Origin of the sequence: Streptomyces sp. NPDC060209, from assembly GCF_042728155.1 — a bacterium.
Lineage (GTDB): Bacteria > Actinomycetota > Actinomycetes > Streptomycetales > Streptomycetaceae > Streptomyces.
In genome coordinates, this window is record NZ_JBHWZS010000418.1 from 1 (window position 1) to 6370 (window position 6370).

The 6370-nt window shown below is 71.3% G+C and carries 4 protein-coding genes and 1 pseudogene; 3 read left to right on the plus strand and 2 right to left on the minus strand.

The window, feature by feature from the left end; translation table 11 throughout:
* A pseudogene (locus ACFWFI_RS39990) lies at positions 1 to 261 on the minus strand (peptidoglycan-binding protein); the annotation flags it as partial.
* 139 nt (positions 262 to 400) lie between these two features.
* Between ACFWFI_RS39990 and ACFWFI_RS39995 the strand changes: the two are divergent.
* A complete protein-coding gene (locus ACFWFI_RS39995; RefSeq protein WP_387400427.1) occupies positions 401 to 2446 on the plus strand; it encodes an MDR family MFS transporter in 2046 nt (681 codons plus the stop codon).
* A gap of 22 nt (positions 2447 to 2468) precedes the next feature.
* Here ACFWFI_RS39995 and ACFWFI_RS40000 read toward each other — a convergent pair whose 3' ends face one another.
* Positions 2469 to 2945, minus strand: coding sequence for a GNAT family N-acetyltransferase (locus ACFWFI_RS40000; RefSeq protein ID WP_387400429.1), 477 nt, complete (start codon positions 2943 to 2945; stop codon positions 2469 to 2471).
* Between the two features lie 61 nt (positions 2946 to 3006).
* On the opposite strand from ACFWFI_RS40000, the gene ACFWFI_RS40005 reads away from it, so the two are divergent.
* Both ACFWFI_RS40005 and ACFWFI_RS40010 read left to right on the plus strand, forming a co-directional pair.
* Positions 3007 to 4098 carry a serpin family protein gene (locus ACFWFI_RS40005; protein WP_387400433.1) on the plus strand — a complete coding sequence of 364 codons (1092 nt, stop codon included), beginning with the start codon at positions 3007 to 3009 and terminating at the stop codon, positions 4096 to 4098.
* A gap of 199 nt (positions 4099 to 4297) precedes the next feature.
* Positions 4298 to 6349 carry a bifunctional glycosyltransferase 87/phosphatase PAP2 family protein gene (locus ACFWFI_RS40010; RefSeq protein ID WP_387400431.1) on the plus strand — a complete coding sequence of 684 codons (2052 nt, stop codon included), beginning with the start codon at positions 4298 to 4300 and terminating at the stop codon, positions 6347 to 6349.
* The last annotated feature ends 21 nt before the right edge of the window (positions 6350 to 6370 follow it).

Sequence of the window (6370 nt, forward strand, 5' to 3'; positions counted from 1 at the left end):
CCCCGGCGCTCCGTCCGGCGCGCCGTCCAGGAACAGCGGCATCGTCGTGGCCGCGTCGGGGGCCCCGTGGTCCTCCGTGTCGTCGCTGTTCAGCGTCACGTACGGCCGGATACGCAGCGGGTCGAAATCCTCGGCCGCCGCGATCTCCGCCGAACGGGCGTCCCGCCCGGGCCGCGTGGCCGTACCGGCTCCGCAGGCGCACCCCGCCCCGGGTCTCGCGCTCTGCTCGCCGCCGCACTCCGGGCACATATGTCCGGTCATCGTGGGTTCCCCTCCCCTTTGAACTGCCTGCGATTATGCAGGCCGCCGCAGCGAAGCCCAACGCGCGTAGCGCCGCTCGGCAGGCCATAACGGCACACAGCGGCCAGGATGGGGGTGAAGCGGACCCGAGGAGATGCTCATGGCCCAGCAGCTGAGCCCGCCACCCCTTGCAGCAGGTGAGGGGCGGTCCCGGCGGAGTGTCCTGGTGTCCATCGGCGCACTGCTCCTCGGCATGCTGCTCGCCGCACTCGATCAGACCATCGTGTCCACCGCACTGCCCACGATCGTCAGCGAACTGGGCGGCCTGGACCACCTGTCGTGGGTGGTGACCGCCTACTTGCTGGCGGCGACCGCGGCCACCCCGCTCTGGGGCAAGCTCGGCGACCAGTACGGACGCAAGAAGCTCTTCCAGACGGCCATCGTCATCTTCCTCGTCGGCTCCGCGCTCTGCGGCATGGCCCAGAACATGCCGCAGCTGATCGGCTTCCGCGCCCTCCAGGGACTCGGCGGCGGCGGGCTGATGGTGCTGTCGATGGCGATCGTCGGCGACATCGTCACCCCGCGCGAACGAGGCAAGTACCAAGGCCTGTTCGGGGCGGTGTTCGGTGCGACCAGCGTGCTGGGGCCGTTGCTCGGCGGCTTCTTCACCGAGCACCTCAGCTGGCGCTGGGTCTTCTACATCAACCTGCCCATCGGTGTCGTCGCGCTGCTCGTCATCGCCGCGGCCCTGCACATCCCGGTCCGCCGCACCAAGCACACCATCGACTACCTGGGCACCTTCCTCATCGCCTCCGTCGCCACCTGCCTGGTCCTCGTCGCGTCGCTCGGCGGGACCACCTGGGCCTGGGGCTCCGTGCAGATCATCGCCCTCGCGATCCTCGCCGTGGTGCTGCTCGTGGCGTTCGTCGCGGCCGAGCGCCGGGCGGCCGAACCGGTGTTGCCGCTGAAGCTGTTCCGGAAGCGGACCTTCAGCCTCGTCGCCGTCATCAGCTTCGTCATCGGCTTCGCGATGTTCGGCGCCATGACCTATCTGCCGACCTTCCTCCAGGTCGTGCACGGCATCACCCCGACCCTGTCCGGTGTGCACATGCTGCCGATGGTCTTCGGGCTGCTGCTCACCTCGACCGCCTCCGGCCAGATCGTCAGCCGGACCGGCCGCTGGAAGGTCTTCCCGATCGCCGGCACGGCCCTCACCGTGGTCGGCCTGCTGCTGCTCCACACGCTCTCCGAGACCAGCTCCACCTGGACGATGAGCCTCTGCTTCTTCGTCTTCGGGGCCGGGCTCGGCCTGGTGATGCAGGTGCTCGTGCTGATCGTGCAGAACTCCGTCGGCTACGAGGACCTCGGTGTCGCCACGTCCGGAGCGACCTTCTTCCGGTCCATCGGCGCCTCGTTCGGCGTGGCCGTGTTCGGCACCATCTTCACCAACCGGCTGACCGGCAAACTCGAGGACGCGCTCAGCGGCCGATCGCTTCCGTCCGGCATGGACGCGGGGGCGCTGGCCGCCGATCCCCGGGCCATCGGCCGGCTTCCGGCGGACCTGCGCCCCTCGGTCCTCAGCGCCTACTCGACCGCGATCACCGATGTCTTCCTCTACGCGGCACCCGTCGTCCTCGTCGCCTTCGTCTTCGCCTGGTTCCTCAAGGAGGAGCCCCTGCGCGGGTCGGTGACGGCGCCCGACACCAGCGAGACCCTGGCCTCGAACCCGGTCCAGCGCTCCTCGTACGACGAGTGCGCACGCGCCCTGTCGGTGCTCGCCACCCGGGAGGGGCGCCGGGAAATCTACGAGAAGATCACCGAGAAGGCCGGATACGACCTGCAGCCCGCCGCGAGCTGGCTGCTGCTGCGGATCAAACGGCACGGCACCGTCGAGCCCGGCCGGCTGGCCGAGGTCGCCCCCGTGCCGCTGAGGGTGATCACCTCGGCCGCCCGGCAGGTGGAGGGGAACGGCTACGCCCGGCGTGAGGGGATGCAGCTGGTGCTCACCGAACGGGGCGCGGAGGCCGTGGTCCGGCTGTCCCAGGCTCGTGAGGAGTCCCTCGCCGAGCTGCTGGGCGACTGGTGGGGCCCGGACCGGCCCACGGACCTGGTCCGCCTGGTGACGGAGCTGTCGGCCGAGGTGAGCGGGTCGAGCAGGGAGCGGCCCCACATGCCCGAACCGCGCCGCGACCACTCGGTGGGCTGACCGCTCCTCCGGCAGCAGGGGCTCAGAGCTCCTTGGCGAACCAGTGCTCCGCGTACGGGCCCTGGTTGAAGGCCGGGACCTCCCCGTACCCGTGCTTCGCGTACAGCCCGCGTGCCTCCACCAGGTCGTCGCGGGTGTCGAGCCGGATCCGCCGCACCCCGTAGGCGCGCGCGGCGCTCTCGATGCCCGCGAGCAGCCGGCCGCCGCCGCCCGTCGAGCGGAACGCGGGCCGGACGAAGACCCGGGTCAGCTCGGCCGTCGCCGCGTCGACCAGCCGCAGGCCCGCGCAGCTCGCCGGCTTGCCGTCGTACCGTCCGACCAGGAACTCACCGGTGGGCGGGGCGAGCAGGTCGACGCCGTCGTCCCTCAGCCCGTCGTCGATCTCCGCCGGGGTCGCAGGGCGGCCCCAGTAGCGGCTCGCCACCTCGTCGTAATAGTCCCGCCGCAGCAGGTTCGCCTCGGGGCTGCCGAAGTGTTCGGGGGTCACGGTCCACGTCATTGCTTCATTCTGTCCACGGTGGGACGGGGTGACGAACCATTAATACGTGCAGGGGGAAGTGATGATGCGGGAGACCGACGTCGAGGCTGCCGTCCAGCGGCTCGGAGAACAGTGGATACGGGAGCTGGTGCGGCCCGGCGGGCACAGCTTCGTGTGCTCGCCCGCCGGACTGTGGCTGGCCCTGACGGCCGTCGCCGCAGGTGCCCGTACGGAGACGGCGGCGGAACTGCGGGCCCTGCTGGGCGTGGCCGGGCAGGAGGCCGCGGCCGTGGTGACGGAGGCGGCGCGGGGCTGGGGAAGCACCGAGGCGCTGCACGTGGCGACCCGGGTGTGGAACGACGTGCCGCTCCACCCGGAGTACGAACAGTCGCTGCCCGATGTCGAGTTCGGCCCGGTCGACCCCGCGGAGACGGACGCGTGGGTCCGCGAACGGACCGGTGGCCTGATCGACCGGCTTCCCCTGGACCTCGACGGTGCCGCGCTCGCCCTGGTCAATGTGCTGGCTCTGAAGGCGTTCTGGGAAGTGCGGTTCGACGTGACCCGCACCCGCGACGTCCCCTTCACCGACGCGGCGGGCACGAGCCGGCCGGTGGCGACGATGCACGCGTCGGTCGAGTTCGAGGACGTGTGGACGGCATCGGGCGCGTACGTCGTCGAACTGCGCTGCGGCTCGGAGCCGGGCGGCGCCGCACCGGCACGGGTCAGGTTCGTCCTGGGGGAGCCGGGCGAGCCGGCGGACCGAGTCCTGCCGCTGGCGTGGGCCCCGGAGGAATCGCGGGCTCCGCTGGACGCCGACGAGGTGACGTTGGCGCTGCCGCGGTTCACCCTGCGGACAAACGTCCAGGTCATCGACCAGCTGCCGGCGCTCGGCGTGCGGCTCGCCATCGACCCCGCCGCGGACTTCTCCGGCCTCGCGCCTGTGCACCTCTTCATCACGGACGTGGTCCAGGAAGCAGTGGTGAAGATCGCCGAGAAGGGTGTCGAGGCCGCGGCGGTCACCATCGTGGCCATGCGAACCTCCGTGGCCCCGCGGCCGCAGGTGGTGCGGCACATCGCCTTCGACCGGCCGTTCGGCGTCGTCGTCCTGGACGGCTCGTCGGACATCCCCCTCTTCACGGGCTGGCAGGCGGACGTCCCCGAGTACGAGGACTGACCCCGGTCCGCCCTGACGGACTGCCCATGGCCACCTGAGGGCCCGCTCAGCGGATTCGGGCATTCTTTCGGCAAATCGGTGGTGACAGTCAGGCGAAGAGGGGGTTGATTGTGTCTACCTCATAGGGCAATGCGAGGCTTCATCCGCACATACCCGGGCCGAGGGGACAGTGCATGGAAAACGGGAGGGTCGGCGCAGCGTGACAGATGTGGAGCGCAGTGTGCGGGGGAACGCGGCGGCGGATCCGGGGGCGAGGGCAGCGACGGCCAGAGCCGTCCTCTGGCTGCTCGTCGGCGTCCTGGCGGTACGGCAGGTGGCGGTGGTGCTGCGCCGGCCGCCCGGCGAACGCCTCACAGACCTGGAGACCTGGACAGGTGCGACCGGGGTCCTGCACATCGCGGGATCCCTGTACGACCCGGGCCGGTTCACCGGGACGCCGTTCGCCGGGCTGGTGCTGAAGCCGCTGACGGTCTCGGCCCAGCAGGCCCTCGGCGTCGTATGGACGTTCGGTTCGCTGCTGCTCGTCGTGCTGCTCGGCTTCGTCGCCGTGCGCGCCCTGCCCGCACCGGTGAGCCGGCGCACCGCGTTCCTGGCGGCGCCCGTCGCGATCACCCTGCTGATGGTGTCGCTGCCCGTCCGCAACACACTGCACCTCGGCCAGACCAGCATCCTGCCCGTCCTGCTGGTCCTCGTCGCCTGTTTCGCGGTGCGTGGTGAGCGCCTTCCGGGCGTGCTGACCGGTGTCGCCGCGGCCCTCCAGCCCGCCGTCCTGCTCTTCGCCGTCCTGTTCTGGCTCACCGGCAGACGCCGGGCCGCAGTGAGCGGCGGTGCCACCTTCGCCGCCTGCACGGCGCTGGCCTGGGTGATGATGCCGCGTGACTCCTGGGCGTACTGGGTGCACCACCTCGCGGGTGCCGGACTGGGTGAGCGCCCGGACAGCCTGGCCAACCAGTCCCTGCACGGCGCGCTCTTGCGCTTCGGGCTCCAGGGACCACTCGAAATCGCGCTGTTCCTGGCCCTTGCCGCCGCCGTCATCTTCCTCGGGCTGCGCCGCGCGGCCCGCTACGCCCGGGACGGTCAGCTGCTCCTGGCCGTCGCCGTCACGGGCTGCGTCGCCGTCGCCGTGTCGCCCACCGCCTGGCAGCACCAGCTGCTCTGGGTGCTGCTCGCCGTCGTCGGCCGCGTCGGCACCCGGGCCTCGGACCGGCTGGTCTGGCCGGTGGTCGTGGTGCTCGTCCTCACCCTGCCGGGGAAGATGCTGTTGCCGAACGTCGGCGTGGTCCTTCCCGTGCGCGACAACGCGCTGCTCATCGCCGCGCTCGGCGCGGCCTGCGCGGTGCCCTTCCTGTCCCGTACCTCGCCCTACTGGCAGCGGCCGATTCCCACCGACCACGCCAAGCCGGTGCCGGCGCGTTTCGCGTGGGTGCCGCTGCTGCCGTTCTGGCGCCGGGTGCTCAGCCGCCCCAACCTGCTGCTGGAACTCCTGCTCATCCGGGTCGTCTACTCCGCGTACGCGAAGGTGCGGCTGGCGGCGACCGCCGGGCGTTCCGCCGCCGAGGAGCACGGCCGGCAGATCCACTCCGCCGAGCAGTGGCTGCACATCGACATCGAGCACTGGGCGAACCACACCGTGGTCGGCATCCCGTGGCTGCGCGACTTCTTCGACTACTACTACTCGACGTTCCACTTCATCGTGCCGCTCGCGATCCTCGGTGTGCTGTACGTACGCCGTCCTTCCGACTACCGCTGGGCCCGCAGCACGATCGGCTTCGCCACGGTCCTCGCCCTGTTCGGCTTCTGGCTCTACCCGCTGGCGCCCCCGCGTCTCATGCCGGGACTCGGCTTCATCGACACGGTCCACGGCGTGCAGGACCTCGAGAGCCCCGACTTCGGGGCGCTGACCGCGGTGACCAACCAGTACGCGGCGATGCCGTCCCTGCACTTCGGCTGGTCGCTGTGGTGCGGTCTGGTGATCGTGCTGCTCGCGCCGAAGGCGTGGATGAAGGCCCTGGGGCTGCTGCACCCGCTGTTCACGGTCTCCGCCATCGTCGCCACGGGCAACCACTGGGTGCTGGACGCGGTCGGCGGCGCCGCGGTGGTGGCCGCGGGCTTCGGGCTGACGTACGCCCTGTCCGGGCCGCGCAGGCTCCAGTCCGGCACCGGCACCGGCCCGGCGGAACGGCCGGTCCGCGGGACAGAGGACGCCGCCGGGGAGCCGGCAGTGCCTGAACCGGCGGGCAGCAAGGTGTAGGGCCCGTACGCGGGCCGAAGG

Coding starts and splice junctions, on each gene's coding strand:
- ACFWFI_RS40005 (WP_387400433.1), top strand. CDS start 3,007: ATGATGCGGGAGACCGACGTCGAGGCTGCCGTCCAGCGGCTCGGAGAA.
- ACFWFI_RS39995 (WP_387400427.1), top strand. CDS start 401: ATGGCCCAGCAGCTGAGCCCGCCACCCCTTGCAGCAGGTGAGGGGCGG.
- ACFWFI_RS40000 (WP_387400429.1), bottom strand. CDS start 2,945: ATGACGTGGACCGTGACCCCCGAACACTTCGGCAGCCCCGAGGCGAAC.